The sequence below is a fragment of the Sphingobium sp. genome (assembly GCF_036170395.1).
In the GTDB taxonomy this organism is placed as follows: Bacteria; Pseudomonadota; Alphaproteobacteria; order Sphingomonadales; family Sphingomonadaceae; genus Sphingobium.
The window spans coordinates 54,099-79,807 of sequence record NZ_JAVHPD010000081.1 but is presented as its reverse complement, the minus strand read 5'-3'; the positions used below and the strand labels follow the sequence as shown (position 1 = coordinate 79,807).

The following is a 25,709-nucleotide window of genomic DNA, read 5'->3' as shown; positions in this document are numbered from 1 at the left end:
TCACCAACGGGGTGCGCTATGCGGCCGGCGCGGGCAGTGCCGCGGCCACCGTTCCTTCCGCTCGATAGTCGGAGGGAATATCAAAGTCCTCGCGCGCAAGCCCGCGCGACGCTTCCGGTCCGCGCGGCAGGCCCGATCGGGACGAATAATCCCGCCTGGCGCTGCCCCGGTCGCGATGATGCGCCGCCTGCACGCCGGCATAAGCGAGGATGTCGAGCAGGGTGATGCCGGCTACCGCCGCGAACGCCAGCGCGGCATTGCCGCGCTTGGGATTGCCGGGGTGCAGCGCCGTCGCCAGCGTGGCGAGGTCGAGCGCGTCGCCGCCGATCCGCGCCGCGAGCCCAACCTGCTTGTCGAACGACAGGGTCGGCACGGCGCTCGCCAGTTCGCGCAGGCCATAGGCCCGGATCAGCTCCTCGCTGCCTTCAAGTCCGAGCGAGCGGGCGATGCGATGGGGTGCGACCAATTCCGCGACGCCGAGGCCGATCGAGAACCAGCCGAGCGCCCGCGCCAGCCGGTCGGGCGCGGTCAGCGAACTCGGCCCTTTCTCCTCGACGCGAGGGTCGCCCTTGGAGCGGGTGATGCCGGTGAGATTGGTGAGAGGCATGGGGAGCTTCCTTCAGGGCTGGAGCATGACCTTGATGCAGCCGTCCGCCTTGTCGCGGAAGGTGGCGTACATCTCTGGGCCTTGGGACAGGTCGACCTTGTGGGTGATGACGAAGGAGGGGTCGATCTGCCCGTCCTCGATCCGGCGAAGGAGATCGCCGGTCCATCGCGGCACATGCGCCTGCGCCATGCGGAAGGTCAGCCCCTTGTTCATCGCCTGACCCATCGGCATTTTGTCGACGAGGCCGAGATAGACGCCGATGATCGAGATGACCCCGCCCGGCCGGCAGACATAGATCATTTCGCGCAGCACATGCGGCCGGTCATTCTCCTGTATCAGCATCTGCTTCGCGCGGTCGAGCAGCGTGTCGGGCTGGCCGAGGTTAACATGCGCCTCGGTGCCGACCGCGTCGATGCATTTGTGCGGTCCCTCTCCGCCCGTCAGCTCATTGAGCCGCTCGACGACGCTTTCCTGCGTGAAGTCGATCGTGATGGCGCCGGCCGCTGCCGCCATGGACAGACGCTCGGGCAAGTGGTCGATCGCGATCACCTGTTCGGCGCCCAGCAGGATCGCCGAGCGGATCGTCATCTGGCCGACCGGGCCGCAGCCCCAGACCGCGACCGTGTCGCCCGGCTGAATGTCGGCCTGCACCGCCGCCTGCCAGCCGGTCGGCAATATGTCGGAGAGGAACAGCAGCTTCTCGTCGTCTATCCCGTCGGGCACCTTGATGTGGGTCGTGTCGGCGAAGGGCACGCGCAGATATTCGGCCTGTCCGCCCGGATAGCCGCCGGTCAGGTGGGTATAGCCGAACAGCCCCGCCGTCCGGTGGCCGAACGCCTTGTCGCCGAGCGCGCCCTTGCGGTTCGTCCGCTGGCAGACCGAGAAGTTGCCGCGCCGGCACTGGTCGCATTCGCCGCACTGGATGGTGAACGGGATGACGACGCGGTCGCCCTTCTGGAGCGATCCCTTGGCCGCGCTGCCCACCTCGACCACTTCGCCCATCGTCTCATGACCCATGATATCGCCCGGCAACATGGCCGGCACCAGGTTATGAAACAGGTGCAGGTCGGACCCGCAAATGGCGCAACTTGTAACCTTGATTATAGCGTCGCGGGGGCTTTCGATCGAAGGGTCGGACACCGTGTCGTATCGGATGTCCTCCTTGCCATGCCAGACTAGGGCTTTCATGCCGGTCTCCTTGGTTTGGGTGACGCCGATCTAGGTCTCGCCTCGTTCCAACCCCATAAGGGCGATCCCTAGGGAACCTTCCCGTGCCACGGGATTTGCCGGCTGCGCCGGCAAGATCCGAGGAGAGCCGAAACCGTGGCGGAAAAATTGCCAGCCGCGCGCGCGTCAAGCGATCGTGCCGACCCATTTCCCGCCGACGACGCGCTGCGGCGAAGCGAAGCGCGGCTCAAGGCGGCGACCGAGCTGGTCGGCATCGGCATCTATGCCTGGGATCCGGCCACCGGCGCGTTGGAATGGGACGATCGGGTGCGGGCGATGTGGGGACTGCCGCCCGATACGCCCGTCGATATGGCGCTGTTTGAAGGCGGCATCCATCCGAATGATCGCGCCAAGGTGCGCGACGCCATCGCCCGCTGCGTCGATCCCGCCGGCGATGGCAGCTATCATGTCGAATATCGCGTGATCGGGCGCGACGATGGCGTCACCCGCCGCATTGCCACGTCCGGCCGCACCAGCTTCGCCGACGGGCGCGCGGCCGGCTTCATCGGCGCGGCGATCGACGTGACGGCGCAGCGGCGGGCGGAGGCGGCGATCCGCGCGAGCGAAGCCCAGTTCCGCAGCTTCGCCGCGCACAGCAGCAACCTCATCTGGATCGGCGATCCGGCCGCCAACCGGATCATCTATCGGAGCGCGGCCTATGAACGCATCTGGGGCATCAGCTGCGAAGCGGCCGCGAGCGAACTTGGCGACTGGATGACGGACGTTCACCCCGATGACCGCCCGCAGGTCGGCCATGCGCTAGAAGCCGTGAAAGCCGGCGATGTCGTTCAATATGAATATCGGATCATGCGCCCCCGCGACGGGGCGATCCGCTGGCTGCGCGACACCAGCTTCCCGATCTTCGACGAAGGTGGCGCGGTGACTCGCATCGGCGGGATCGCCGAAGATCTGACGCAGGACGATATGCGCCACGTCTATATCGTCAGCGGCGAGGCGCGGGAAGCGCGCGCGCTAAGCACCATCGTCCGCGCTCTTGGTTATCGCACGCGGACCTTTGACAGCGGGGCCGCCTTTCTCGACATCGCGCCCGTGCTGGCCGCGGGCTGCATCCTTCTCGACCTGCGCAAGGGGCGAGACGAAGCGCTGTCCGTGCCGCGTGAACTGCGGGCGCGGTCGATCCCCATGCCCACGATCGCGCTCGACGAAGCCGGCGCGGACGTGACATGCGCGGTTGCAGCGATGAAGGCAGGCGCGATCGACTATGTCGCGGCTGGCGAGGAACCAGCGATGCGCGCCAGCCTTGCCACCGCCATTGCCGAGTGCCAGGGCTCCGCCCGCGCGGCGACGCGCGACGAGAATGCGAGCGCCCGCATCGCGCGCCTGACCCCCCGTGAGCGCGAGGTACTGGCCGGACTCATCGACGGCGGAACCAACAAGGTGATCGCCCAGAAACTCGGCATCAGTCCCCGCACGGTCGAACTGCACCGCGCCCAGGTGATGAGCCGGCTGAATGCAGGCAGCCTCACCGTACTTCTCCAGATCGCCCTTGCCGCCGGCATCACGCCGTCAAGCGGCGAAGCGGGCGATCAGCGGGCTTGATCCGGGCCCCTATCTTCAAAGCGGGCGGAGCGTCCCATTTGTGCCGATGGCTGACCTATCAGATATTCTCATAGATGATGTTCCCCCTTGTGCAGATCGCGCCTTCGCCCGGCGGCGGAAATGGAGTAGCGATCGGTCCGGGAACGGCTTGCGGAGGCGTTTTTGACGGAGACGGATCGGCGTGGCGTCATCGCCGCTTTGGCGGTAGGTGGCGTTGCGGGCATCGCCGCCCCAGGCGCGGCCGCGCGCGGGATCGTGCTGCCTTTCGGTAACGGCGCGCGATCGCTGATCGCCTGTCCGCAGAAGCGGCCGCTGATCCGCCTCACCGAGCGCCCGCCGCAGCTTGAAACGCCGCTCGGCGTCTTTACCGAAGGTCCGATCACGCCGAACGACGCCTTTTTCGTGCGTTACCACCTGTCCGATCTGCCGCTCGATATCGATCCCGCGCGTTTTCGCCTGACCCTGGGCGGTCATGTGGAACGGCCGCTGTCGCTGTCGTTGGCCGATCTAAAGCGGGACTTTCCGGTGCAGGAGGTTGTCGCGGTCAACCAATGTTCGGGCAACAGCCGGGGCTTTTCCGATCCGCGCGTTGGCGGGGGCCAGCTCGGCCATGGGGCGATGGGCAATGCGCGCTGGACCGGCGTGCCGCTGCGTGCGCTCCTCGACCGCGCGGGGGTGCGGGCAGGGGCGCGGCAGGTAACCTTCAACGGCCTCGACAACCCGCCGGTGGAGGGCGTGCCCGATTTCATCAAGGCGCTGGACATCGACCATGCCGGCGATGGAGAGGTCATGCTCGCCTGGGGCATGAACGGGGCCGACCTGCCCTTCCTCAATGGCTATCCGCTGCGGCTGGTAGTGCCGGGCCATTATGGCACCTACTGGATCAAGCATCTGAACGAGATCAATGTGGTGGATGCCGCCTATGACGGCTATTGGATGAAGACCGCCTACCGCATCCCCGACAATGACTGCGCCTGCGTTCCGCCGGGCACAAAGCCGGAGAAGACGCGACCGATCGGGCGGCTCAATGTCCGGTCGTTCCTGACCAGCCATGCCGACGGTGCGCGGGTCAAGGCCGGGCGGCGAGAGCTTGTGTCGGGCATCGCCTTCGATGGTGGCTCCGGGATCGCGCAGGTGGCGCTGTCGACCGATGGCGGGCGGCAATGGCGGGCGGCAGCTCTGGGACAGGATCTGGGTCGCTACAGTTTCCGGCCCTGGTCGCTGCCGGTGGCGCTCGATCGCGGCGCGCACCGCATTCTCGTCCGCGCGACCGGCCGGAACGGCGAGACCCAGCCGATGGAGCAGCGCTGGCAGCCGGCCGGCTATATGCGCAACCAGGTAGAGGCGGTGGAGGTCATTGCGCAATGAGGTTGCGCTTGCCCGCAGCGCTCCTGATCGCCGGTACAGCCTGCGCGAGCGCAGCGACGGCGATGACCTATCGGCTGCCGGCGGAACGACCCGTCGCCTTGCTGCCAGGGCCGGACCGCGATCTTGCGGCGGGCATCTGTTCGGCCTGCCATTCGCTCGACTATATCACGACCCAGCCCAGGGGTAAGGGCGCGCAATATTGGAAGGACAGCGTCGCCAAGATGGTGACGGTCTATGGCGCGCCGATCGAACCCGCCGATGCGGACCGGATCGCCGCTTATCTGGGGGCGACCTATGGCGCGATGCCGGGCGACGGTCAGGGGCGCTGAACGCGCTGCTTGCCTGTGGGCATTTGGGAATGTGCGCATTTTTTTGCAACGATCCGTCCCGATCATTGCGTTGGATAGATCGGGGCGAAACAGGCATCAGCATGCTGCATGCGTGCAATCCGCCTTATCCGATCCTTTGACCCGTTTCTGCTGTTCCTTGTCGCAACGGTAGCGGCTGCGTCGCTCCTGCCGGTGCGCGGGATGGCAGCGGAGTGGGTCGGGGTGGTCGCCGATCTCGCAATTGCGTTGCTGTTCTTCCTGCATGGCGCGAAGCTCTCGCGCGAAGCGATCGTGCAGGGCATCGGCAATTGGCGGCTGCATCTGCTGGTGTTCGGCTCTACCTACATAGTGTTTCCCGCGATCGGGTTGGCGTCGGTCAGTCTGTCGGGCCGCTGGGTCGATCCGCTGCTGCTGTCGGGCCTGCTTTATCTGACGCTGCTGCCGTCCACGGTGCAATCGTCCATCGCCTTCACCGCGATCGCCGGCGGCAATGTCGCGGCGGCGGTGTGCAGCGCGTCGCTCTCCAACCTGATCGGCATCGTGCTGACGCCGCTACTCGTCAGCCAGCTGATGACCACCAGCGGCAGCGGCGTGCAGATGAGCTGGCATTCGATCGAAGCCATATTGCTGCAATTGCTGCTGCCCTTCGTCGCAGGGCATCTGCTGCGCCCGCTGATCGGCGGGTTCGTGGCGGGGCACAAGGCAATCCTCCAGATCGTCGATCGGGGGTCGATCCTGCTGGTCGTCTATTCCGCTTTCAGCGCGGCGGTGGTGAACGGCATCTGGTCGATATTGGGATGGGGCGACATGGCGGCGCTGCTGGGGCTAAGCGCGCTCATTCTGGCGATCGTCATGGGGGCCAATCTGCTCGCCGCGCGGCTGCTGAAGCTGCCGCGCGAGGACGGGATCGTGCTGCTCTTTTGCGGCTCGAAGAAAAGCCTGGTCTCGGGCGTGCCGATGGCGGGCGCCTTGTTCGCGCCGGCGAGCGTCGGCATGATCGTGCTGCCGCTGATGATCTTCCACCAGTTGCAGCTGTTCGTCTGCGCCGCGCTCGCCGCGCGCTACCGCCGGCAGATGGAGGCGGGCTGACATGGGGGAGCCCCGCATCCCCCTGACCGAGGACGAAGCGCTCGCCGTAGCCGCGGCGCTCGACCTGCCGATCCTTCCGGCCTGTATGCCGGGCGTGCTCGCCAATCTGGCGCTGCTCGACCGTCATGCGCGCACGCTGCTGGCGGAAGGGGGTGCGGAATGCGCATGACCTCCGCCACGGCCATCGCCGATGCCGTCAACTCCGGCGCGGTGACGGCCATGTCCGTACTGGAGCATTGCCTGTCCGGACTGGAACGCGAAGGCGGAAGGCTGGTCGCCGTCACCCGACTTCTCGCCGACCGGGCGCGGCGGGAGGCGGAGGCCGTGGACGCCATCGTTGCGGCGGGCGGCGATCCGGGGCCGCTGGCGGGCGTGCCCTATGGGGTCAAGGATCTGTTCGACGTCGCGGGTCTGCCGACGACGGCCGGGTCCAGCCTCTATGCCGATGCGCCGCCCGCGACCGCCGACGCCGAAGCGATCGGGAAGCTGCGGGCCGCCGGCGCGGTGCTGGTCGCGACGCTCAACATGGACGAGTTCGCCTACGGCTTCGCGACGATCAACGCGCATCATGGCACGACGCGCAATCCCCACGATCTGGACCGGCTGGCGGGCGGATCATCGGGGGGATCGGCGGCGGTCGTCGCCGCCGGACTGCTGCCCTTTTCGCTCGGCTCCGACACCAATGGATCGGTGCGGGTGCCCGCCAGCCTGACCGGCATTTACGGCCTGAAGCCGACGCATGATGGCTTGCCCATGGGCGGCGTCTTGCCCTTTGCCCATAGTTTCGACGATGTCGGACCTTTCACCTTGTCCATCCAGGACATGCAATGCGTTTGGAGCGTTCTGGCAGGGGCAACGTCCTCCCCCCGCACCGGGGCGCTCCGCATCGCGCGGCTGGATGGGCGGTTCCGCGACAATGCCGATCCCGGCCAGATTGAGGCCATCGACGCAATCGCGCCCGATGCGCCGCTGATCGAACTGCCCGATATCGGCGCGGCGCGGTCGGCGGCGTTCCTGATTACTGCGGCGGAGGGCGGGGCGCTGCACCGGGCAGCGCTAGCGCGCGATCCCATAGCGTTCGATCCCGCGACCCGCGACCGGCTGATCGCCGGCGCGCTGCTGCCGCCGGAACTCTATGCGGCCGCGCAGGACTTCAAAGCGCGCTATCGCCAGCAGGTAAATGCGCTGATTGCCGATTATGACGTGCTGCTCGCGCCGGCGACGCCCTGCGTCGCGCCGTTGATCGCCGATCCGCGCATCCGCATAGATGGCGCCTGGTCTCCGGCCCGCGCCGACCTCGGCATTCACAGCCAGCCGATCAGCTTTACCGGCCTGCCATCCTTGTCCGTCCCGCTCAACCGGCCGGGCAAGCTGCCGATCGGCATCCAGCTGATCGGCAAGGCGGGTGACGAAGCCACTTTATTCCGCTTCGCAGCGATGCTGGAAGAAGAAGGGCGGATCGGCGTAACGTCGCCGGCGGGCTTGTTTCAGGGGGACTCAGTATGACCGAAGCCGTTTCGCCGGAACTGGCGGCGACCGCGCCGCCGCCGACCAGCCGTCTGGACCGCTATTTCGCCCTCACCGAACGCGGCACGACCCCGCGCACCGAAATATTGGCGGGCGTCACCACCTTCCTCACCATGGCCTATATCGTGCTGGTCAACCCGTCGATCCTGAGCGCGGCGGGAATGCCGGTGGCATCGGTCGCCGCCGCCACCTGCTTCGCCGCCGCCTTCGCGTCCATATTGATGGGTATGGTCGCCAACACGCCGCTGGCGCTGGCGCCGGGCATGGGGCTCAACGCCTATTTCGCCTTCACTGTCGTCGGCCAGATGGGGGTGCCGTGGCCGGTGGCGCTGGGATGCGTGTTCATTTCCGGCGTCGCCTTCCTGATCCTGACGCTGACCGGCGTGCGGCAGATGATCGTCGCGGTGATCCCCACTTATCTGTTCGCCGCGGTGGCAGGCGGCATCGGGCTCTTCATCGGCTTCATCGGTCTCAAGAACGCCGGCATCATCGCCGCCAATCCCGCGACCTTCGTGGCGCTCGGCGATCTCAAGGCGCCCGGCGCGGCGCTCGCCCTGCTGGGTCTCGCGATCATCGGCGCGCTCAGCGTCTGGAATGTGCGCGGCGCGATGCTGTTCGGGATCGTCGGAACGACCATCATCGGCTGGCTGACCGGGCAAGTGACGGTCAAGCCCGAACCCTATGACCTCACCGCGCTGACCGGCACGGCGTTCAAGCTCGACCTGCCCGGCGTGTTCGGCCTGACCGGGTCGCACGGCATCGGCCTGATCGAAATCCTCTTCGTATTCCTGTTCGTCGATCTGTTCGACAATATCGGCACGCTGGTCGCGGTCACCAAGCGCGCGGGGCTGATGGACGCGGCGGGGCGTATTCCCGGCCTCAACCGCATCCTGATGACCGACGCGGTCGCGACCATGGTGGGGTCGATCGCGGGCACCAGCACTGTCACCTCCTATGTCGAGAGCGCGGCCGGGGTGCAGGCCGGCGGGCGCACGGGCCTAACCGCGGTGGTCACCGGCATCCTGTTCCTGGCAACCATGTTCGTCGCGCACTATGCGCAGATCGTGCCGCTGGCGGCGACCGCGCCCGCGCTTATCATCGTCGGCGGGCTGATGCTGCTGCCGCTGACGGAGATCGAGTGGGAAGACCCGATGGCGGCGATCCCCGCCTTCCTCACCGTGGCGATGATCCCGCTGACCTTCTCGATTGCCAACGGCCTCGCCTTCGGCATCACCGCCCATGCGGCGCTTAAGCTGATTCGGGGACGCGCGACGCGGACGGACTGGTTCCTGTTCCTGCTCGCGGGACTCTTCGTCGTGCGCTTCGTCTGGATGTCGGCCGCATGATCCGTTTTCTGGCCCTCGCTCTTTCCGCACTGTTCGCCGCGCCCGCTTCGGCGCAGAAGCTGGATGAGACGCCCCGGACGGTCGTGATGACCGCCTATCGGCCGGAGTGGAATGCGCTGGTCGCCCATGTCGAACAGCCGCGCGAGCACAAGATCAACGGCATGACGCTGCTGACCGGCACGATGTCGGGCAAGCCGATCGTCCTGATGATGAGCGGCGTGTCGATCGTGAATGCGGCGATGAACAGCCAGCTTGCGATCGATCGTTTCGCGGTGAAGCGCATCGTCTTTTCCGGCATCGCCGGCGGCGTCGATCCGGCGCTGTCGATCGGCGACGTGATCGTGGCGGACAGCTGGGGCCAATATCTGGAAGCGAGCTTCGCCCGGCGCACCAAGCGGGGCTATGTCCCGCCCGAAAATGCCGGGCCGGACGCACCCGCCAACTGGAACTTCATCTTTCCGCGCGGCACCACGGTCGGCAACGACGCGACGCCGGTAAAGCGCGTCTTCCGCTTCGCGGTCGATCCCGCGCTGCTGGACATCGCCCGAAAAGTCGTGCCCGACGTGCAGTTGGAACGCTGTGTCCCGCCGCATCCCGAAGCGCTGCCGGGCTCTGAACTCTGCCTGCCCAAATCGCCGAAGATCGTCGTCGGCGGCACCGGCGTATCGGCCGGCATCTTCGCCGACAATGCGGCCTTCCGCCAATATCTGCACAAGGCGTGGGGCGCGCGCCTCTTGGACATGGAAAGCGCGGCCGTGGCGCAGGTCGCCTATGCCAATCGCGTGCCGGCGATCTTCTTCCGCAGCCTCTCCGATCTTGCCGGCGGCGACGCCACCAAGAATATGGAGGATACCTTCGAGCATCTCGCGTCGGTCAACAGCGCGCATGTCGTGCGCGCCTATGTCGCGGCCTTGCCGGACTGATGGCGATGCGGACTATATCCGGCCGGGGCGGCATGACGACCGCGCCTCATCATCTGGCCGCGCAGGCCGGGTGCGACGTGCTGCGCGACGGCGGCAATGCGGTGGAAGCCTGCGTGGCGATCGCCGCGACGCTGGCGGTCGCCTATCCGCATATGACGGGGATAGGCGGCGACGGTTTCTGGCTGATTGCCGAACCGGACGGGCGCGTGCATGGCGTCCATGGCTGCGGCGGGGCGGCGGTGAAGGCGGACCTATCGCTCTATGCGGGCATGGCTGCCGTGCCGACACGCGGGCCGCTGGCGGCGAACACCGTGGCGGGGACGATCTCCGGCTGGGCAGCAGCCTTGGCGGGCAGCGGCGGGATGCTGCCGCTCGACCGCCTGCTGCGCGACGCTTGTCGCCATGCGCGCGCCGGCGTGACGGTGACGAAGGGCGGCGCGGGCATCGCAGCGGCCAAGGGCGAAGAACTGCGCGTGCAGCCGGGTGCCTATGCTGCGATCTTCGAGCCGGAAGGCCGGCCGCTCGTGGAAGGCGAAATTCTCAAGCAGCCGCTGCTCGCCGACACGCTGGAACGGTTGGCGCAGGATGGGCTGGGCAGCTTCTACACTGGCGCGCTGGCCGCCGACATCGCCGCCGATCTCGACGCGCTGGGCAGCCCGGTGTCCGCCGCCGATCTCGCCGCGCACGAAGCCTCCCGCCCCACGCCGCTCCATGTTCCGATCAGCGGCGCGACCCTCTACAACAGCGCGCCGCCCACGCAGGGTTTCGCCTCTCTGCTTATTCTCGCGCTGTTCGACCGGCTGGGGGCCGAGACCGCTGACGGCTTCGATCATGTCCATGGCCTGGTCGAGGCGACCAAGCGGGCCTTCCTGCTGCGGGACGCCCATGTCGGCGACCCGGCGTTCCATGATTATGACTATCAGGGGCTACTGGACGACTACCAGGCGCTCGACAGCCTGGCCGCGCAGATCGATCCGGCCCGCGCCCTGCCATGGCCGCAGCCGCCGCAATGGGGCGACACCTGCTGGTTCGCGGCGGCGGACAGCGAAGGCCGCGTCGTCAGTTGCATCCAGTCCACCTATTTCGAGTTCGGCTCCGGCGTGGTGCTGCCCAGGACCGGCATCACCTGGCAGAACCGGGGGTCCAGCTTCCGCCTTGCACCGGATGGCTGGAACGCGCTGAGGCCCGGCCGCAAGCCTTTCCACACGCTCAACCCGGCGCTCGCGCGGTTCGATGACGGCCGGGTCATGGCCTATGGCACGATGGGCGGCGAAGGCCAGCCGCAGACGCAGGCGGCGCTCTTCACCCGCTACGCCCGCTTCGGCGTCGATCTCCAGCAGGCGATCAGCGCGCCGCGCTGGCTGCTCGGCCGCACCTGGGGCGAGGAGAGCACGACGCTGAAGCTGGAAGACGGGTTCGATGAACAGCTTTATGTGGACCTTGCCGAAGCTGGCCATGATGTCGAGCAGGTCGGGCCGCTGACCGCCACCATGGGCCATGCCGGCGCGATCGTGCGGCATCCCGACGGACGGCTCGACGGCGCGACCGATCCCCGCAGCGACGGCGCGGTGGCGACATGGTGAGCGGGGGCGCACGGGCTGTGACGCGCTGCGACGCGCTGGGCGTCGCGCCCTACAGCGACATGGAGGGCGGGCTGTTCCGCGCCTATCTGACGCCCGCCTATGCGGCGGCGCAGGGTGCGCTGGCCGGCTGGATGGAGGACGCGGGCATGCGCGTCCGCCTCGATCCGGCAGCCAATCTGATCGGGCGCTACGAGGGCGAGATCGCCGATGCGCCGGCGCTGCTGATCGGCAGTCATCTGGACAGCGTGCGGGACGCGGGACGCTATGACGGGCCGCTCGGCATCATGCTGGGCGTGGAGGCCGTGGACGCGCTGCACCGCGCGGGCAAGCGGATGCCTTTTCCCATCGAGGTGATTGCGTTCGGCGACGAAGAGGGATCGCGCTTTCCCGCCGCGATGCTGACCAGCCGTGCGGTGGCGGGCGTGCTGGAGGCGGACGCGCTGGATCTGGTGGATGGGGATGGGGTGACGTTGCAGGACGCCATCGCTCATTTCCGTCACCCCGGGCTTGTTCCGGGGTCCCGCTTCTTATCGGACGCCGGAAAAGACAGCGGGACCCCGGAACAAGTCCGGGGTGACGAATATCTCTCAGCAAGGCACCCGTCCGCCCTCGCTTATCTTGAAGCACATATCGAGCAAGGCCCGGTCCTAGAAGCCGAGGGTCTCGCCGTCGGAACCGTCACTGGCATTGCGGCGCAGTTGCGGTATCAGGCGATCGTGACCGGGCAGGCCAATCATGCCGGCACCACCACCATGCCGCTCCGCCGTGACGCGCTGGCAGGCGCGGCGGAGATGCTGCTGGCGATTGAGCGGATCGCGCACGGGGACGCTTCCGATCTCGTCGCCACGGTCGGCCGGATCGAGGCGCTGCCCGGCGCGGCCAATGTCATTCCGGGCGAGGTGCGCTTCACCCTCGATATCCGCTCGGGCGATCCGGCACGGCGCGACAAGGCGGCCGAGGACATTATCGAGGCCATTCAGGGTATCGCCGACGCCCGCAGTCTCGATTTCGACCTGCAGCGCATCCACGATCTGCCCGCCAGCCCCTGCGCGCCCGATCTCATGGCCATGATGGACGCGGCGATCGCTGGTGCCGGCCAGCCGCCCTTTCGCCTCGTCTCCGGCGCGGGCCATGACGCGACGGTGATGGCCGCGCTCTGCCCGACCGCGATGCTGTTCATCCGGTGCAGGGACGGCGTCAGCCACAACCCCGCCGAGCATGTCGATCCCGCCGACGCGGAGATTGCGCTACAGGTGATGCTGGGCTTCATCGATCGACTGGGAGATTCCTTTGCCGCTTGACCCGACCTTCTTCGGCGAGATCGACCCGCCCCAGCGCCTGCTGATGGGGCCTGGCCCCGTCAACGCGCATCCGCGCGTGCTGCGCGCCATGTCGGCGGACCTCTTGGGCCAGTTCGATCCCGAAATGACCGGCTATATGAACCAGGTCATGGCGCTCTACCGCCCGATCTTCGGCACGGGCAATCGTTGGACCATGCTGATCGATGGCACCGCGCGCGCAGCCATAGAGGCGTCGCTGGTCAGTCTCGTCATACCGGGCGACACCGTGCTGGTGGTCAATTTCGGCCGCTTTGGCTTGCTGCTCCAAGAGATATTGGGGCGGATCGGCGCTATCGTCGAAACGGTTGATGTTCCTTGGGGCGAAACCGTCCCGCTTGAAGCCGTCGCCGCCGCCATAGCGCGAACCGGACCGAAAATCGTCGCCACCGTGCATGGCGACACTTCGACGACGATGGCGCAGCCGCTCGATGGCCTGGGCGACCTTGCCCACGCGGCCGGCGCGCTGCTTTATGTCGATGCGACCGCAACGATCGGCGGCATGGAAATGACGAGCGACCGCTGGGGCGCGGATATCGTCACCGGCGGGCTTCAGAAATGCCTCGGCGGCCCCTCGGGATCGGCACCGATCACCATCTCGGACGCTGCCGCCGACCATATCTTCGCCCGTCGCCATGTCGAAGCTGGCATAAGGGCGGCCGGCATGACGGACGGCGCGGGGCCGCGCATCGGCTCCAACTATTTCGATCTCGCCATGATTATGGATTATTGGAGCGAAAAACGCCTCAACCACCATACCGAGGCGACGTCGATGCTGTACGCCGCGCGGGAATGCGCGCGGATCATGCTGGGGGAAGGGTTGGAGGCGCGCTACGACCGCCATGCGCGCGCCGGTCGCGCGGTGACGGCGGGGCTGCGCGCCATGGGGCTGACCGTCTTCGGAGACGACGCCCATCGCATGACCAATGTGACCGGGGTGTATATCCCTGAAGGCGTGGACGGCGAGCGCATCCGCACGATGATGCGCGAGGCGTTCGAGATCGAGATCGGCACCGCCTTCGGCCCGCTTACCGGCAAGATCTGGCGGATCGGCGCGATGGGCTACAATGCCGCCCGGCACAAGGTGCTGATTACGCTCGGCGCGCTGGAGACCTGCCTGCGGCGCGAGGGATATGGCCTGCCGACGGGCGCGGCGGTGGACGCGGCGATGGAGGCGTGGGAAGGATGAGTCGCGACCTCATCGGCTATGGCGCTACGCCGCCCGATCCCCGCTGGCCCGGCGGCGCGCGGGTCGCGGTGCAGTTCGTCATCAATTATGAGGAAGGGGCAGAAAATTCAGTCCTGAACGGCGACGCCCGGTCGGAAGCCTTCCTGTCCGAAATGGTCGGCGCGGCGAGCCACCCGGACCGCGCCATGGCGATGGAAAGCCTCTACGAATATGGCAGCCGCGCCGGCTTCTGGCGGCTGCACCGGCTGTTCACCGAACGGGGGCTGCCGGTGACCGTCTTCGGCGTGGCGAGCGCGATGGCGATGAACCCGCAAGCGGTCAAGGCGATGATCCAGGCTGGCTGGGAAATAGCGAGCCATGGGCTGCGCTGGATCGACTATCAATATGTGCCCGAAGAGGTGGAGCGCGACCATATCGCGCAGGCGGTGGCGCTCCACGAAGAACTCACCGGCGCGCGCCCGCTCGGCTGGTATCAGGGGCGCACCTCGCCCAACACTGCGCGGCTTGTGCGCGAGGAAGGCGGCTTTCTCTACGACGCGGACAGCTATGCCGACGACCTGCCCTATTATGCCGAGGGCCAGTTGATCGTCCCCTACACGCTCGACGCCAACGACATGAAGATCGTGGCCTACAACGGCTTTACCGAAGGCGAGCAGTTCTTCCGTTATCTGCGCGACACGTTCGATCAGTTGCGCGAGGAAGGCGGCCGCATGATGTCGGTCGGCCTGCACGGCCGGATCGCCGGACGCCCCGGCCGCGCCCGCGCCCTTGCTCGTTTCCTCGATCATGTCACCGCCGCCGGCGACGCCTGGATCGCGCGCCGCATCGACATCGCCCGCCACTGGATGGAGGTCCACCCCGCATGAAGATTGATGATCCGGTCCTGCTGGCGCAAGTCACCGCCGCCTTCATGGAATATGAGCGCGCGCTGATGGAGGACGACATCCCGGCGATGGACGCACTGTTCCACGACGCGCCGACCACCAACCGCTATGGCGTCGGCGAGGTGCTGTACGGCATCGAGGAGATACGCGAGTTCCGCAAGGGCCGCGGCGGATCGCCGCAGCGCCGGTTGGGGAAGGTCGCCATCACCGTCTATGGTGACAGCTTTGCGACCGCCGACGCCGAATTCTTCCGCGAGAATAGCGACCGGCGCGGCCGTCAGACGCAGAGCTGGGTCAAGTTCCCCGATGGCTGGAAAGTCGTCTCCGCCCATGTATCCCTCGAAGGAAACACGCATTGACGGCCCTGTTCGAACATAGCCCCTGGATCGAGGCGCGCGCCGATGCGCGGCCTTCGTCCGGCGACCGCCATGCCGATCTGATGGCGGTGCTGTATGCGGCGACGCCCGACGAGCAGTTGGCGCTGATCCGCGCACATCCCGAACTGGCGGGCAAGGCCGCGATCGACCGGACCCTGACCGATGCGTCGGCCGCCGAGCAGGCGTCCGCCGGGCTGGACCGGCTGACGCCGGAGGAGTTCGCGCGCTTCCACGACCTCAATGCCGCCTATCGCGACCGCTTCGGCTTCCCCTTCATCATCTGCGTGCGGCTGACCGACAAGGCCGGGATTTTGGCAGCGATGGAGGCGCGCCTGTCGCACGACCGCGACACCGAAATCGCGAACGCGCTGGCGCAGATCGGCGAGATCGTGAGGCTCAGGCTCAAGGAGAGGGAGGCGCAGATATGATGTCCTCTTCTTTCGTCATTCCCGCGGAAGCGGGAACCCATCTCCCGCCCTATCTTCTGCCGCAAGGTTCGGAGATGGATCCCCGCCTGCGCGGGAATGACGGAATTTGTGGAGGGCATCTCGCATGACCGTTGCTGGCCTCCCCGCGCTCGAAGCGGAGCTTGCCCGCCAGCTTTCGCTCATCGGCTTCGGCGGCGCGGACTGGACGCGGCCGCGCAGCCATCCGCAAGGGCATGTCCATGACGCCGTCATCGTCGGCGGCGGGCAGAGCGGACTCGCCGCCGCCTTCGGCCTGCTGCGCGAGCGCGTGTCCAACATCCTCATCATCGACGAAAGCCCGGCCGGCTATGAAGGCCCATGGGGCACCTATGCGCGGATGATTACGCTGCGCACGCCCAAGGAACTTAATCCGATCGACTTCGGCATCCCCGCCCTGACCTACCGCGCCTGGTGGGAAGCACAGCATGGCCCGGCGGGGTGGGAGGCGGTGGACAAGATCGCGCGCGGCGACTGGATGGACTATCTGCGCTGGTATCGGCGGGTGCTGCGCCTGCCGGTGCGCAACGATACGCGCCTGACCGCGATCGAGCCGATTGGCGACGGGCTCCACAGGCTGCATATCGAAGGGCAGCCCGCGCTTCTCGCGCGCAAGGTCGTCCTGGCGACCGGCATTCAGGGCGGGGGCGAATGGCATATGCCGGCCATGGTCAAGGACGCGCTGCCTCGGCATCTCTATGCCCATACCAGCGAGCCGGTGGATTATGCCGCGTTGGCCGGCAAGCGCGTCGGCATATTGGGCGGCGGCGCGTCGGCGTTCGATAACGCCAACGCCGCGCTCAGTCTTGGCGTCGCGCAAGCGCATGTCTTCATCCGCCGCAAGATACTGCCGCGAATCAACCCCATCCGCTTCATGGAGCGGGTCGGCTTCACCGGCCGCTATCCGGTGCTGTCGGACGCCGAAAAATATGCGGTGATGGCGAGCTTTCTCGGCCACAACCAGCCGCCGACCAACGACACGTTCGAGCGCGCGGCGCGCTGGCCCGGCTTCGACCTGCATCTGGGGTCGCCCTGGACGGCAGTCGCGCATGTGGATGGAAAGGTGCGGGTGACGACGCCGACCGCCACGCATGATTTCGATTTCGTGCTGCTGTCGACCGGCCTTGTCAGCGACCCCGGCCTGCGCCCGGAGCTTGCCGCCCTGTCGCCGCATATCGCCCGCTGGGCCGATCGCTTCGCCCCGGCGGGCGCCACCAACGCCCTGATCGACGCGCATCCCTATCTCGGCCCCTGCTTCGAGCTGCTGCCCCGCACGCCGGAAGGCGAAGCCCTGCTGCACGGCCTGTTCGCGTTTAATTACTCCGCGCTCATCAGCCTCGGCCTGTCCGCCTCGGCGCTGTCGGGTCTCCAGACCGCCTTGCCGCGCCTAGTGCGTGGCGTAACCGATCAGCTGTTCCTCGACGACCGGGACGCGTTGATCGCCGACCTCCTCGCCTATGACGAGGCCGAATTCGTCGGCGAGTGGCCGCGCCGGGAGGCGGCGGCATGAGCAGCCTGTCCACCCATGTCCTCGACACCGCCCATGGCTACCCGGCGGCGGGTATGGCGTTGCATTTGCTCGGTGGGGACGGCGCATCGCTGTTCAGCGGCGTGACCGACGCCGACGGCCGCTGCCCCGGCCTGCCGGCGCTCGCCCCCGGCCGCTATGCGCTGCGCTTCGCCGTGGCCGATTATTTCCGCGCGCGCGGGGTCGATCTGCCCGATCCGCCCTTCCTCGACGTCGTGACGATCGACTTTGGCATCGCCGATGCGGATGGCCATTATCATGTGCCGCTGCTCGTTTCGCCCTTTGCCTACTCCACCTACCGGGGGAGCTGAGATGGGCGTGCGCTTCCTGCTCGACGGCGATGTCGTGGAGATCGCGGATGTCGATCCGACTGCCACGCTGCTCGACCATCTGCGCTATCGCATGGGTTGCACCGGCACCAAGGAGGGCTGCGCGGAGGGCGACTGTGGCGCCTGCACCGTGCTGGTGGGCGAACTTAATGGAGACGGTGTGCAATGGCGCGCGGTCAATAGCTGCATCACCTTCCTGCCGATGCTGGACGGCCGGGCGCTGATGACCGTCGAAAGTCTGGCGGGCGCGGACGGCGCGCTCACCCCGCTGCAAGCCTGCATGGCCGCCAATGGCAGTTCGCAATGCGGCTTCTGCACGCCGGGGTTCGTCATGTCGCTCCATGGCCGATGCATCGGCGCGGTGGGCCATGACCTGCCGGTTGCTGACGTGATCGCGGGCAATCTCTGCCGCTGCACCGGCTATGGGCCGATCCTGGCGGCGGGGGAGACTACCGCAGCGGTGACGCAGGATGATGCGGCGGTTGCGCATACCCTCAAGGATTTATCTTCGCCCGACACCGTCTCTGGCGAGTATCAGGGCCGGCGGTGGTTCGCGCCCCGGACCATGGAGGCTTTAGTCGCGCTTCTCGCCGAGTATCCCGACGCGCGGATGGTGGCGGGCGCGACCGATGTCGGCCTCTGGGTGACGAAGGGGATGCGCACGCTCGACACGCTCATCTTCCTGGGCGATATCGCCGAACTGCGCGGGATCGAGGAAGAGGCGGAGGGCCTGCGGCTCGGCGCGGGCGTGCGCTATGCCGACGCGCACGCGGCCATGGCGCGGCTGCACCCCGACCTTGGCGAACTGGTGCGCCGGATCGGCGGGCTTCAGGTGCGCAATGCCGGCACGGTCGGCGGCAATATCGCCAACGGGTCGCCGATCGGCGACGGACCGCCGGCGCTCATCGCGATGGGCGCGGAACTCACCTTACGCAGCATCGAAGGCGCCCGCACGATGCCGCTGGAGGCCTATTTCCTCGATTACGGCAAGCAGGATCGCCGCCCAGGCGAATTTGTCGAGAGCGTCTGGATACCTCGACCGGCAAAGCACGCCGTCATCCATATCTCCAAGCTCTCGCGCCGGTTCGATAGCGATATTTCGGCGGTCTGCGGCGCATTCAACCTGTCGATCGAGGGTGAAAGGATCACGAGCGCGCGTGTCGCCTTCGGCGGCATGGCGGGCACGCCGCGCCGGGCGAGCGAGTGCGAAGCCGCGCTTACGGGGCAGCCCTTCACGCGCGCGACCTTCGAAAATGCGGCCGACGCCCTGCGCGCCGACTTTGCGCCGCTCAGCGACGTTCGGGGCTCGTCCGACTATCGCCTGGAGGCCGCCGCCAACCTGCTGCTGCGCCTGTGGCATGGCGCGCAGGGCGACACCGTGTCGGTGCTGGACGGGCTGGCCGCTCATGGCTGAGCGCGATCCCGACTGGCCGGTGCTGGCCAAGCCCTCGCACCCGCACGATAGCGCACGGCTCCATGTCAGCGGCGCGGCGCGCTACGCCGACGATGTCCCCGAACCCGCCGACATGCTCCACCTCGCCTTCGGCCAGAGCAGCCAGGCCCATGCGCGCATCGTCGCCATGGACCTCGACGCCGTCCGCGCCGCGCCCGGCGTGGTCGCCGTCTTCACTGCCGCCGATATTCCCGGCGCTAATGATGTCAGCCCGGTCGCGGGCGACGACCGGCTGCTGGCGGACGGCGAAGTGCTGCATGTCGGGCAGGCGGTCTTTCTGGTCGCCGCCACCAGCCAGCTGGCCGCGCGCAAAGCCGCTCGGCTCGGCCGGATCGACTATGAACCGCTGCCCGCGCTGCTCACGATCGAGGCGGCGCAGGCGGCCGGATCGCTGATCGAGCCCACGCAGCGCATGGCGCGGGGCGACGCCGACGCCGCTCTGGCGGCCGCGCCGCTCGGCCTCACCGGCGGGTTCGATATCGGCGGGCAGGATCATTTCTACCTGGAGGGGCAGGTTGCCGTCGCCACGCCGGGCGAGGACGGGCAGATGCACATCCTCTCCTCCACCCAGCATCCGAGCGAAGTGCAGCATCTGGTCGCCCATATGCTCCACCGCAGTTCGGCCGACGTGACGGTGGAAGTGCGGCGCATGGGCGGCGCGTTCGGCGGCAAGGAGACGCAGGCCGCCCTGTTCGCCGCCGCCGCCGCGCTGGTCGCGCATCGCACCGGCCGCCCGGCCAAGTTCCGCTGCGACCGAGACGATGACATGGCGATGACGGGGAAGCGCCATGCCTTCCGCATCGGCTATGATGTGGGCTTCGACGCGCAGGGCCATGTGCTGGCGCTCAAGCTGCGCCTGGCGTCGCGCTGCGGCGCGACGGTGGACCTGTCGCCCGCGATCAACGATCGCGCGATGTTCCATGCCGACAATTGCTACTATCTGCCCGCCATCAAGATCCTGTCCGAGCGGCTGAAGACCAATACCGTGTCCGACACCGCCTTTCGCGGCTTCGGCGGGCCGCAGGGCATGATCGCGATCGAGCGGATCATGGACGATGTCGCTGCGCATCTGGGCCTTGATCCGCTCGATGTGCGAACCGCCAATCTCTACGGACCCGGCCGCGATGTCGCGCCCTACGGCATGACCATCGCCGACAATATCGCGCCGCAGATCATCGCCCGGCTGCGCGCCGACTCGCGCTATGACGCGCGCAGCGCCGAGATCGCCGCCTTCAACGCGGCCAGCCCGATCATCAAGAAAGGGATTGCGCTGACACCGGTCAAGTTCGGGATCAGCTTCACGACGACTCATCTCAACCAGGCCGGCGCGCTGGTGCTGGTCTATGCCGACGGCAGCATCCAGATCAATCATGGCGGCACCGAGATGGGGCAGGGGCTGTACATCAAGGTCGCGCAGGTCGTGGCGGACGTGTTCGCCGTGCCGATCGATCAGGTGCGGATCACCGCGACCCGCACCGACAAGGTGCCCAACACCTCGGCGACGGCGGCGTCGTCCGGCGCGGACCTGAACGGCATGGCCGCCTACAATGCCGCGATGACCATCCGCGCGCGGCTGATCGACTTTGCGGCGCGAACTTTCGGTTGCCTGGCCGAGGAGGTGCATTTCACTCCGAATGGCGTTATCGCCGGCCGGGAAAGCCTGTCCTTCGGCCAGCTTTGCCGCAAGGCGCATATCGGCCGCGTCTCGCTCGCCTCGACCGGCTACTATGCGACGCCCGACATCGCCTATGATCGCGCCGCGCACAAAGGGCGGCCCTTCTATTATTTTGCTTATGGCGCGGCGGTCAGCGAGGTTGCGATCGACACGCTCACCGGTGAGCATAAGGTGCTGGCCGTGGACATTCTCCATGACGTCGGCAAATCGCTCAATCCGCTCATCGATCTCGGCCAGATCGAGGGCGGCTTCCTCCAGGGGCAGGGCTGGCTGACGACCGAGGAGCTGGTCTTCGACGACAAGGGCCGGCTGCTCACCCATTCGCCCGCAACCTACAAAATCCCGACCGCATCGGATCGGCCGCTGCGGATGAGCATCTCGCTGTGGGACGGGGAGAATGTGCAGCCGACCATCAACCGGTCGAAAGCCGTCGGGGAGCCGCCCTTCATGCTGGCGATCTCGGTCTTCTCGGCTCTCACCCGCGCGATCGCGTCGGTCGCGCTGGACAAGCGTGCCCTGCCGGCGCTCAGCGCACCGGCAACGCCCGAGCGGATTTTGCTGGCCGTGCGGGATCATCGCGCGCCATGATCGAATGGCTCGGCTGGCTGGATGATGTCGCCCGCAAGCACCCCAGCGCGCTGGTCAGCGTCCTTGCCAGCGAAGGGTCCGCGCCGCGCGGCGCTGGCACCCGAATGCTGGTAACGGCCGACGCGCTGCTGGGCACCATCGGCGGCGGGCAGCTCGAATATCGGGCGGTGGAGCAGGCGCGGGCGATCCTTGCCCTGCCGCCGGGCAGCTGGCGCGTGCAGGACTATCCTCTGGGGCCGCTGCTCGGCCAATGCTGCGGCGGGCGGGTGCGGCTGCTGATCGAGCATGTCGATCCGGCCGGGCTGGGCTGGATCGCTGACGCCGGGGAGGAGAGGGCGCTAGTCTCGACCTTCACGGCCGACCGGATCGACCGGCACTGCACCCATGCCGTGCCGGCGTCCCCGCTGTCGGCGCGGGGCGACCGGCCGCGCGCGGGGAGCAGCGTGGTGGAGATATTCGGGCAGCGCCGCCGCCCGCTCTATCTGTTCGGCGCGGGGCATGTCGGCCAGGCCATCGCGCGTCATAGCGCGGGCCTCCCCTTCCGCCTCGCCTGGTTCGACACGCGGCCAGTGTTCGAGACGGTCGAGGGCGTTACCGTCGTGCCCGAGGGGGCGATCGAGCAATGCGTCACCGAAGCGCCGGAGGACGCCGCGATCCTGATCCTGACCCACGATCACGCCCTTGATTACACGCTGACAAAGGCGGCGCTCGGCGGGCGTCCGGTGGCCTTCATCGGGCTGATCGGATCGGAGACCAAGCGGGCGCGCTTCCATGCCCGGCTGGAGCGGGACGGCATAGACGCCGAAACGCGCGCGCGGCTGACATGCCCGATCGGTATCGCGGACATCGCGGGCAAGGAACCGGACGTCATCGCCATCGCCACGCTGGCCCAACTGCTTCAGATGAGGCAGCCATGACGCGCAAAGCCTATCGCGGCGAAATCCTGTCGGTCCCACACGATCCCCGCCATCACTCGGAAGCCGTGCGGCACGAGCCTGACGGGCTGCTGGTGATCGAGGACGGCGTCATCGTGGCGCGGGGCGCTTACGCGGATTTCGCCGACCAGTATCAGGGCATCCCCGTGGAACGCCTGCCCGGCCTGATCGTGCCGGGCTTCATCGACGCCCATGTCCATTATCCGCAGATGGACCGCATCGCCGCCCATGGCGAGCAATTGCTCGACTGGCTGGAACGGCATATCTTCCCGGCCGAACAAGCCTTTGCAGATCGCGCTCATGCAGGCGAAGTGGCGGACCTGTTCCTGGACGAACTGCTCCGCAACGGCACGACCAGCGCACTGGTCTTTCCGACGGTTCATGCCCATTCGGTCGATGCGCTGTTCGACGCGGCGCTTGCCCGGAACATGCGGATCGCGTCGGGCAAGGTGCTGATGGACTTGGGGCCGGACGGTCTGCGCGACACGGTTGAAACCGCGCGCGATGACAGCGAGGCGCTCATCCGGCGCTGGCGCGGACGGGGGCGCTTGTCCTATGCGGTGACGCCCCGCTTCGCACTGACCTCCAGCGACGCGCAACTGCGGCTCGCGGGCGATCTGCTGGCCGCGCACCCGGACGTGCTGCTGCATACGCATCTTGCGGAAAATCTGCGCGAATGCGCGGCGGTGATCGATCGCTTTCCCGACGCCTATCATTATATCGACGCCTATGACCGGTTCGGGCTGGTGGGCGCGCGATCCGTCTTTGCCCATGGCGTTCATATGTGCGACCGATCCTGCGCGCGCATGGCGGAAGCGGGCGCGGGGATCGCCATCTGCGCCAGTTCCAACCTGTTCCTGGGATCGGGCTTCTTCGATTTCGGTCAGGCGGACGCGCATGGCGTCCGCCTGGGGCTCGGCACCGACATCGGCGCGGGCACCTCCTTCTCGATGCTGTTCACCGCGGGCCTCGCTTATCAGGCGGCGCTGGCGCGCGGCGCCGCACTCGATCCGTTTCGCGCGCTCTATCTCGCGACGGCGGGCAGCGCGGCGCTGCTGCATATAGACGACCGGGTCGGCAGCCTCCTGCCGGGCCAGGAAGCCGATTTCGTGGTGCTGGACAGCAGCTCGACGCCCTTGCTCGCCCGCCGGACGGCCGGCGCATCGTTGATGGAGCGATTGTTCGCACTACAGATATTGGGCGACGATCGCGCGATTGCGCGGACCTACATCATGGGCGAATGCGCCTGGGACAGGACGAGCGGAGGCACCCCGTGACCGATATCGACGCTTTCATCGCCGGCCTGCCCAAGGCGGAACTGCACCTGCATATCGAAGGCAGCCTGGAGCCCGAATTGATGTTCGCGCTCGCCAGGCGCAACGGCGTCGCCATCCCCTATGCCTCGGTCGAGGATGTCCGCGCCGCCTACGCCTTCTCCAACCTCCAGGATTTCCTCGACATCTATTATGCCGGGGCGGATGTGCTGCGGACGCGGCAGGACTTCCACGATCTCGCGACCGCCTATTTCGACCGGGCGGCGGCGGACGGCGTTCTTCACGCCGAAATCATGTTCGACCCGCAGACCCACACAGCCCGCGGCATCGCGTTCGAGACGGTGATCGAGGGGCTGCTGTCCGCCTGCGCGCAGGCGGAAGCGGACCATGGCCTTACCAGCCGCCTCATCCTCTGCTTCCTGCGCCATCTGAGCGAGGCGGAAGCCTTCGAGACGCTGGCGCAGGCGGAACCCTGGCTGGACCGGATCGCGGCGGTGGGTCTGGACTCGTCGGAGGTCGGCCACCCGCCCGAGAAATTCGCCCGCGTCTTCGCCGCCGCGCGGGCCAAGGGGCTGAAGCTGGTCGCCCATGCCGGCGAGGAAGGGCCGCCCGCCTATGTCATCCAAGCGCTCGATCGTCTTCAGGTCGATCGCATCGACCATGGCAACCGCTCGCTGGAGGATGCGGCGCTGACCGATCGGCTGGCGCGCGAGGGCATGACCCTGACCGTCTGCCCGCTCTCCAACCTCAAGCTCTGCGTCATCGATCGACTTGAGGACCATCCGATCGACCGGATGCTGGAGCTTGGCCTCCACGCCACGATCAATTCGGACGATCCCGCCTATTTCGGCGGCTATGTCGCCGATAACTACCGCGCCGTCGCGGCGGCGCGCGGACTAACGCGGGCGCAACTCGTCACCTTGGCTCGCAACAGCTTCACCGGCTCCTTCCTGCCGCCCGATGCGATATCGGCGCATCTTGCACGGATCGACGCCTATGCGGCGGCACAGTCATGAGGCTGCTTGCTACCCTTCTTTTCCTCCTGCTGTCGGTCAACGCGGCGCGGGCGCAGGACGATCGGCGCAAGGTCATCATCGACGACGAAGGCTTTGCCCTCATGCACCTGATGCTGCTCCAGGCGGCCGATGTCGACGTGCTAGGCATCACCACCGTGTCGGGCAACGTCTGGGCCAACCGCGCGACCGCCATGGCGTTGCGCGGGCTGGAGATTGCCGGCCGGACCGACGTGCCGGTCGTCCAGGGCGCGACCTACCCGCTGCTCAATAACGAAAAGCAGACGGAGCGCTGGGAAGCGCTCTACGGCAAGCTCACCTGGAAGGGCGCATGGATGAAGCAATGGGTCGAGCCGACCCAGCAGAGCACGCCGCCCTATTTCGGCCCCGACGACCCGGTGAATCTGCCTGAAGGCGACCCGACCACCAAGCCCGCCGATGAGATCGCCGCCAATTTCCTGATCCGCATGGTCCGCCGCTATCCGGGTGAGGTCACGATCATCGCCTGCGGGCCGCTCACCAATCTCGCGCTGGCGCAGCGGCTGGACCCGGCCTTCGCAGGACTGGCAAAGGAACTGGTCTATATGGGCGGCAGCCTCAATCCGCGGCAAACGCTCGACACCGTGTCCGCGGCGCAGTTCGCCCGCGAGTTCGTCAACACGCCCCGCCGCGAATTCAACATCCGCTTCGACCCCGAAGCCGCCAGCATCGTGTCGCGCAGCCCTTGGCGGAAGATCACCATCGTTCCGGTCGACCCCTCGACCGACACGCAGCGCACGAAGGCGCTGCTCGACCGCATGGCAAAGGCCGCGCCGCCCGCCCTCGCTAACTATATCGGGGCGATGGAGCCGGGCTTTCCCTTGTGGGACGAGATCGCCGCCGGCGTCTGGCTCGACCCCGGCATCATCACGCGGCGCGAAACGCTGTTCATTGATTACAACAAGCAATTCGGGGCCGGATACGGCGACACGCTCTCCTGGTATCGCGACTATCGGCCCGACCTTGGCGAGCAGCCGGCCGAGGTGGTCCGGGCGATCGATCCCAAGAGGCTGGAGGCGCTGATGGTGCGGCTGATGGGCGAACGGCGCGGGGCCGACTGACTCG

24 protein-coding genes are annotated in these 25,709 nt (G+C 67.4%); 22 read left to right on the top strand and 2 right to left on the bottom strand.

Features of this window, described 5'->3' with window-relative positions:
* Positions 1-16: 16 nt before the first annotated feature.
* Together V2B31_RS19710 and V2B31_RS19705 are read right to left on the bottom strand one after the other, a co-directional pair.
* Positions 17-607, bottom strand: coding sequence for a hypothetical protein (locus tag V2B31_RS19710; protein ID WP_328281874.1), 591 nt, complete (start codon positions 605-607; stop codon positions 17-19).
* A gap of 12 nt (positions 608-619) precedes the next feature.
* Complete coding sequence (locus V2B31_RS19705; protein ID WP_328281873.1) at positions 620-1,795, bottom strand: zinc-dependent alcohol dehydrogenase; 1,176 nt, start codon at positions 1,793-1,795, stop codon at positions 620-622.
* Between the two features lie 135 nt (positions 1,796-1,930).
* Between V2B31_RS19705 and V2B31_RS19700 the strand changes: the two genes are divergently transcribed.
* The 22 genes from V2B31_RS19700 to V2B31_RS19595 all read left to right on the top strand — a co-directional run bounded on the left by V2B31_RS19700 (position 1,931) and on the right by V2B31_RS19595 (position 25,705).
* The gene (locus V2B31_RS19700) at positions 1,931-3,394 is read left to right on the top strand and encodes a PAS domain-containing protein (protein WP_328281871.1); all 1,464 of its coding nucleotides are present in this window, start codon (positions 1,931-1,933) and stop codon (positions 3,392-3,394) included.
* Positions 3,395-3,556: 162 nt separating this feature from the next.
* Complete coding sequence (gene sorA, locus V2B31_RS19695; protein WP_328281869.1) at positions 3,557-4,762, top strand: SorA family sulfite dehydrogenase catalytic subunit; 1,206 nt, start codon at positions 3,557-3,559, stop codon at positions 4,760-4,762.
* Positions 4,763-4,770: 8 nt separating this feature from the next.
* Positions 4,771-5,091, top strand: a complete 321-nt coding sequence (sorB, locus tag V2B31_RS19690) for a SorB family sulfite dehydrogenase c-type cytochrome subunit (RefSeq protein WP_328281867.1) — start codon at positions 4,771-4,773, stop codon at positions 5,089-5,091.
* Positions 5,092-5,199: 108 nt separating this feature from the next.
* Entirely contained in the window at positions 5,200-6,180 is a 981-nt protein-coding gene (locus tag V2B31_RS19685; RefSeq protein WP_328281865.1) for a bile acid:sodium symporter family protein, read from the top strand.
* A 1-nt stretch (position 6,181) separates the two neighbouring features.
* Entirely contained in the window at positions 6,182-6,349 is a 168-nt protein-coding gene (locus V2B31_RS19680; protein ID WP_328281863.1) for an AtzG-like protein, read from the top strand.
* Positions 6,346-7,686: an AtzE family amidohydrolase gene (locus V2B31_RS19675; protein WP_328281942.1), complete on the top strand. Its 1,341-nt coding sequence runs from the start codon at positions 6,346-6,348 to the stop codon at positions 7,684-7,686. The genes V2B31_RS19680 and V2B31_RS19675 overlap by 4 nt, the downstream gene beginning before the upstream one ends.
* On the top strand, positions 7,683-9,053 hold the full coding sequence (locus V2B31_RS19670) for an NCS2 family permease (RefSeq protein WP_328281861.1): 1,371 nt from the start codon (positions 7,683-7,685) through the stop codon (positions 9,051-9,053). Before V2B31_RS19675 ends, V2B31_RS19670 begins: the two co-directional genes overlap by 4 nt.
* The gene (locus V2B31_RS19665) at positions 9,050-9,976 is read left to right on the top strand and encodes a 5'-methylthioadenosine/S-adenosylhomocysteine nucleosidase (RefSeq protein WP_328281859.1); all 927 of its coding nucleotides are present in this window, start codon (positions 9,050-9,052) and stop codon (positions 9,974-9,976) included. Before V2B31_RS19670 ends, V2B31_RS19665 begins: the two co-directional genes overlap by 4 nt.
* On the top strand, positions 9,976-11,559 hold the full coding sequence (locus V2B31_RS19660) for a gamma-glutamyltransferase family protein (RefSeq protein ID WP_328281857.1): 1,584 nt from the start codon (positions 9,976-9,978) through the stop codon (positions 11,557-11,559). The genes V2B31_RS19665 and V2B31_RS19660 overlap by 1 nt, the downstream gene beginning before the upstream one ends.
* Complete coding sequence (locus V2B31_RS19655) at positions 11,553-12,860, top strand: Zn-dependent hydrolase (protein WP_328281855.1); 1,308 nt, start codon at positions 11,553-11,555, stop codon at positions 12,858-12,860. Before V2B31_RS19660 ends, V2B31_RS19655 begins: the two co-directional genes overlap by 7 nt.
* A 43-nt stretch (positions 12,861-12,903) precedes the next feature.
* Positions 12,904-14,085 carry a pyridoxal-phosphate-dependent aminotransferase family protein gene (locus V2B31_RS19650; RefSeq protein ID WP_328281940.1) on the top strand — a complete coding sequence of 394 codons (1,182 nt, stop codon included), beginning with the start codon at positions 12,904-12,906 and terminating at the stop codon, positions 14,083-14,085.
* On the top strand, positions 14,082-14,951 hold the full coding sequence (puuE, locus tag V2B31_RS19645) for an allantoinase PuuE (protein ID WP_328281853.1): 870 nt from the start codon (positions 14,082-14,084) through the stop codon (positions 14,949-14,951). The genes V2B31_RS19650 and puuE overlap by 4 nt, the downstream gene beginning before the upstream one ends.
* Entirely contained in the window at positions 14,948-15,328 is a 381-nt protein-coding gene (gene hpxZ / locus V2B31_RS19640) for an oxalurate catabolism protein HpxZ (RefSeq protein ID WP_328281851.1), read from the top strand. The genes puuE and hpxZ overlap by 4 nt, the downstream gene beginning before the upstream one ends.
* Entirely contained in the window at positions 15,325-15,774 is a 450-nt protein-coding gene (gene uraD / locus V2B31_RS19635) for a 2-oxo-4-hydroxy-4-carboxy-5-ureidoimidazoline decarboxylase (RefSeq protein WP_328281849.1), read from the top strand. Before hpxZ ends, uraD begins: the two co-directional genes overlap by 4 nt.
* Positions 15,775-15,898: 124 nt before the next feature.
* On the top strand, positions 15,899-17,320 hold the full coding sequence (locus tag V2B31_RS19630) for an NAD(P)/FAD-dependent oxidoreductase (protein ID WP_328281847.1): 1,422 nt from the start codon (positions 15,899-15,901) through the stop codon (positions 17,318-17,320).
* The gene (gene uraH / locus V2B31_RS19625) at positions 17,317-17,649 is read left to right on the top strand and encodes a hydroxyisourate hydrolase (protein ID WP_328281846.1); all 333 of its coding nucleotides are present in this window, start codon (positions 17,317-17,319) and stop codon (positions 17,647-17,649) included. The genes V2B31_RS19630 and uraH overlap by 4 nt, the downstream gene beginning before the upstream one ends.
* A 1-nt stretch (position 17,650) precedes the next feature.
* The gene (gene xdhA, locus V2B31_RS19620) at positions 17,651-19,081 is read left to right on the top strand and encodes a xanthine dehydrogenase small subunit (protein ID WP_328281843.1); all 1,431 of its coding nucleotides are present in this window, start codon (positions 17,651-17,653) and stop codon (positions 19,079-19,081) included.
* Positions 19,074-21,383: a xanthine dehydrogenase molybdopterin binding subunit gene (gene xdhB, locus V2B31_RS19615; RefSeq protein ID WP_328281841.1), complete on the top strand. Its 2,310-nt coding sequence runs from the start codon at positions 19,074-19,076 to the stop codon at positions 21,381-21,383. The genes xdhA and xdhB overlap by 8 nt, the downstream gene beginning before the upstream one ends.
* Entirely contained in the window at positions 21,380-22,300 is a 921-nt protein-coding gene (gene xdhC / locus V2B31_RS19610) for a xanthine dehydrogenase accessory protein XdhC (RefSeq protein ID WP_328281839.1), read from the top strand. Before xdhB ends, xdhC begins: the two co-directional genes overlap by 4 nt.
* On the top strand, positions 22,297-23,595 hold the full coding sequence (gene guaD / locus V2B31_RS19605; RefSeq protein ID WP_328281837.1) for a guanine deaminase: 1,299 nt from the start codon (positions 22,297-22,299) through the stop codon (positions 23,593-23,595). The genes xdhC and guaD overlap by 4 nt, the downstream gene beginning before the upstream one ends.
* Positions 23,592-24,608, top strand: coding sequence for an adenosine deaminase (locus V2B31_RS19600; protein ID WP_328281835.1), 1,017 nt, complete (start codon positions 23,592-23,594; stop codon positions 24,606-24,608). The genes guaD and V2B31_RS19600 overlap by 4 nt, the downstream gene beginning before the upstream one ends.
* Complete coding sequence (locus V2B31_RS19595) at positions 24,605-25,705, top strand: nucleoside hydrolase (protein WP_328281833.1); 1,101 nt, start codon at positions 24,605-24,607, stop codon at positions 25,703-25,705. Before V2B31_RS19600 ends, V2B31_RS19595 begins: the two co-directional genes overlap by 4 nt.
* Positions 25,706-25,709 lie beyond the last annotated feature (4 nt).